The sequence below is a fragment of the Bradyrhizobium sp. genome, from assembly GCF_049691595.1.
GTDB lineage: Bacteria > Pseudomonadota > Alphaproteobacteria > Rhizobiales > Xanthobacteraceae > Bradyrhizobium.
Genome location: NZ_JBAVNZ010000261.1, coordinates 1 through 3,326 on the forward strand (window position 1 = coordinate 1; position 3,326 = coordinate 3,326).

A 3,326-nucleotide genomic window follows, 5' to 3' on the forward strand; every position below is an offset into this window, starting at 1 on the left:
GTGCTGCGGCTCAACCACTTCGAATTCTTCGTCAAGGTCATGATCCCGTCGGCCGCGCCCTACATCTTCACGGGCTTAAGGATCGGCATCGGGCTGTCCTGGCTCGCCATCGTTGCCGCCGAAATGCTCACCGGCGGCGTCGGCATCGGCTTCTTCATCTGGGACGCCTGGAACTCCTCGCACATCAGCGAAATCATCCTGGCCCTGTTCTATGTCGGCATCATCGGCTTCGTGCTCGACCGCCTGATCGCGGGCCTGGCGAGGATCGTGACCCGCGGCACCGCGCCGAACTGAAGGAGCCCGCCATGCACGCCTATCTGAAGCTCGACCACATCGACAAGACCTTCACCCGCGGCAATGCCACCACCGAGGTTTTGAAGGAAATCAACCTGACGATCGACAAGGGCGAATACGTCTCGATCATCGGCCATTCCGGCTGCGGCAAGTCGACCTTGCTCAACATCGTCGCCGGCCTCACCAACACCACCAGGGGCTGCGTGCTGCTGGAAAACCGCGAGGTCAATTCGCCGGGGCCGGATCGCGCCGTGGTGTTCCAGAACCACAGCCTGCTGCCGTGGCTGACGGTCTACGAGAACGTCAGGCTCGGCGTCGACAAGGTGTTCGCTTCGAGCAAGACCCGCGCCGAGCGCGACGCCTGGACCGTGCACAACCTCAACCTCGTGCAAATGGCCCACGCCAGGGACAAGCGGCCGGCGGAGATCTCCGGCGGCATGAAGCAGCGCGTCGGCATCGCGCGGGCGCTGGCGATGGAGCCGAAAGTGCTGCTGCTCGACGAGCCGTTCGGCGCGCTCGACGCGCTGACCCGCGCCCATTTGCAGGACTCGGTGATGGCGCTGCACCAGAAGCTCGGCAACACCATCCTGATGATCACGCACGATGTCGACGAGGCGGTGCTGCTGTCCGACCGCATCGTGATGATGACCAACGGCCCGAGCGCGCGGATCGGCGAGGTGCTGGAGGTGCCGCTGGCGCGGCCGCGCAAGCGGCTCGAACTCGCCGCCCACCCCGGCTATCTCAAATGCCGGCAGCGGGTGCTTGAATTCCTCTACGAGCGGCATCGCTTCGTCGAGGCGGCGTAGGGACGGCAGAGGTTTGATGGTGGCGCTCAGGCCGCCGGGTGAGGACACGCCGTGAGCGAACCGCTGGTGATCGTCGGCAACGGAATGGCGGCTGCGCGCCTGGTCGACGAGCTGTCGAAGGTGGCGCTCGGCCGCTATGCCATTGCGGTGATCGGCGACGAACCCCGGCTCGCCTATAACCGCGTGCTGTTGTCGTCGGTTCTGGCGGGCGAAACCACCTCGCAGGATATCGAGCTGCGTCCGGCGTCGTGGTGGCGCGATCGCGGCGTTACCCTGAAATATGGCTGCGTCGCCACCGAGATCGACGTCGGCCGCCGCGAACTCAGGATCGCCAACGAAGAAAGCATTACATTCTCCAGGCTGGTGTTGACCACGGGTTCGTCGGCGTTGCGGCTGAACGTTCCCGGCGCCGATCTCGCCGGCGTGCATACGTTTAGGGACAGCCGGGACGCCGATCTGCTGCTGGCGCTCGCCGCGCAGAAGAGGCGCGTCGTGGTGGTCGGCGGCGGGCTATTAGGACTGGAAGCGGCCTATGGCCTCGCCAGGGCAGGGGCGCCGGTGACGCTGGTTCATTTGATGGACCGGCTGATGGAACGTCAGCTCGATGCACCGGCCGCGGCGTTGCTGAAATCTCTCGTCGAACGCAAGGGCATCGACATTTTGCTCAGCGCCAACACCGCGCGAATCCACGGCGAGACCGGCGTCGAGGGCGTCGAACTCACCGACGGGCGCCGGATCGATGCCGATGCCGTGATTTTCGCGGCCGGCATCCGGCCAAATATCGCGCTGGCCGGGAACGCCGGCATTGCCGTCAATCGCGGCATCGTCGTCGACGACCATCTGCGGACCGGCGCGCCGGATGTCTTTGCGATCGGCGAATGCGCCGAGCATCGCGGCGTCTGCTATGGCCTGGTGGAGCCGGCCTATGAGCAGGCGCGGGTGCTGGCGCAGCATCTTTCGGGCGCGCCCGTTTGCTATGGCGGCAGTGTGGTCGCGACCAACCTGAAGGTTTCCGGCGTCAGCGTATTCTCGGCCGGCGACTTCATCGGCGCCGACGGCAGCGAGGCAATCGTGCTCAGCGATATCAATCAGGCCACCTACAAGAAGCTCGTGATCGCGGAGGGGCGATTGACCGGCGCGGTTCTGATCGGCGATGTCGGCGACGCGCTGTGGTATCTGGAACTGATCCGCAGCCGAAAGCCCGTTGCCGGAATTCGCGCCGACATGATGTTCGGCCGCGCGCTCGCGATCCGTTCAGAGGCGGCATGACCGGTTTGTCCAGATGACCTCGCTCGATCCCCATTTGCGCGCCACGCGCACCACCTGCGCCTATTGCGGCGTCGGCTGCGGCGTGCTGGCGACGCCCGATGGCAGGGGCGGGGCGGCAATCGCGGGTGATCCAGCGCATCCCGCCAATTTCGGCCGGCTGTGCTCGAAGGGCTCCGCACTCGGCGAGACGCTGGGCCTGCAGAACCGGCTGCTCCATCCCATGATCCGCTGCGGCAAGGGCGCCCTGGAGCGGGTGGCCTGGAACGACGCGCTCGATCATGTCGCGCACCGCTTTCAGCACATTGTCGCGCGCGATGGTCCTGGCGCGGTGGCGTTCTATTTGTCCGGCCAGTTGCTGACCGAAGACTATTACGTTGCCAACAAGCTGATGAAGGGATTTGTCGGCAGCGCCAATGTCGATACCAATTCGCGGCTGTGCATGGCCTCGTCGGTCGCGGGCCATCGCCGCGCGTTCGGCGCCGACACCGTGCCCGGCTGCTATGAGGATCTCGACGCGGCCGATTTGCTGGTGCTGGTCGGCTCCAACGCGGCGTGGTGCCATCCGGTGCTGTTCCAGCGCATGCTCGCCACCAAGCAGATGCGCGGCGCGCGCCTCGTGGTGATCGATCCGCGCCGCACCGACACCGCTGGCGATGCCGACCTGTTTCTGGGGTTGAAACCCGGCACCGACAGCGCGCTGTTCGGCGGATTGCTGGTGCATCTCGCCGACAACGGCGCGCTCGATGCCGGCTATATCGAACGCTGCACCTCGGGTTTTGCGGAAACGCTGGCGCGTGCGCGGAACCTGGCCGGCAACGCGGCCGCCACCGCGCTGGCGACGGGCCTCTCCGAGCCTGATGTCGCAGCGTTCTTCCAGATGTTCGCGACCACGCCGCGCGCGGTCACGCTGTATTCGCAAGGCGTCAACCAGTCGGCGCAGGGCACCGACAAGGTCAA

4 protein-coding genes are annotated in these 3,326 nt (G+C 65.9%); all 4 read left to right on the forward strand.

From position 1 onward, the window contains the following. On the forward strand, positions 1–294 hold a 294-nt coding region (locus WCE35_RS11705), incomplete at its 5' end, for an ABC transporter permease subunit (RefSeq protein WP_424593500.1). 11 nt (positions 295–305) lie between these two features. Continuing rightward, positions 306–1,100 (forward strand): ABC transporter ATP-binding protein, encoded by a 795-nt coding sequence (locus WCE35_RS11710; protein WP_424593501.1) that lies wholly within the window; start codon positions 306–308, stop codon positions 1,098–1,100. A 51-nt stretch (positions 1,101–1,151) separates the two neighbouring features. Continuing rightward, positions 1,152–2,369 (forward strand): NAD(P)/FAD-dependent oxidoreductase, encoded by a 1,218-nt coding sequence (locus WCE35_RS11715; protein ID WP_424593502.1) that lies wholly within the window; start codon positions 1,152–1,154, stop codon positions 2,367–2,369. Positions 2,370–2,382: 13 nt separating this feature from the next. Continuing rightward, positions 2,383–3,326: molybdopterin-dependent oxidoreductase (locus WCE35_RS11720; RefSeq protein ID WP_424593503.1), on the forward strand; the 944-nt coding region annotated here is incomplete at its 3' end.

Bases quoted from the DNA above. Each gene is read 5' to 3' on its own strand.
- WCE35_RS11710 (WP_424593501.1), top strand. From the start codon at position 306: ATGCACGCCTATCTGAAGCTCGACCACATCGACAAGACCTTCACCCGC.